General features: G+C 39.1%; 1 protein-coding gene. It reads right to left on the reverse strand.

Going from position 1 to position 261, the window contains the following annotated elements:
* Positions 1-150 precede the first annotated feature (150 nt).
* The coding region (gene bamE, locus IEX97_RS14060; protein WP_188883547.1) for an outer membrane protein assembly factor BamE domain-containing protein at positions 151-261 on the reverse strand (111 nt) is incomplete at its 5' end.

Genomic DNA, 261 nt, shown 5'->3' on the forward strand with positions numbered 1-261 from the left:
TTAGTCGGGTCGTTCATTTAAAAATTGTGATCGGTTTAACGAGTATTGTTCTCGGCCTCGCCATGCTAATTCAAAAATTGATTTAATTTACCCGACATCCCGCACGGGTGTCTTTTTATCTAAAAAATACTGTGGTGCGAAATGTCGGATTTACCTTGGGTTGTATTCAATACGAACCAGCCTATCGTTTTTAAAGTATAAACTGATATTTCGCACTTCGTTTGCTACGTTTCCTTTTCGCCAAGTGTAGGCATAATCCCA

The sequence above is a fragment of the Paenalicyclobacillus cellulosilyticus genome (genome assembly GCF_014647315.1).
Classification (GTDB): domain Bacteria; phylum Bacillota; class Bacilli; order Alicyclobacillales; family Alicyclobacillaceae; genus Alicyclobacillus_J; species Alicyclobacillus_J cellulosilyticus.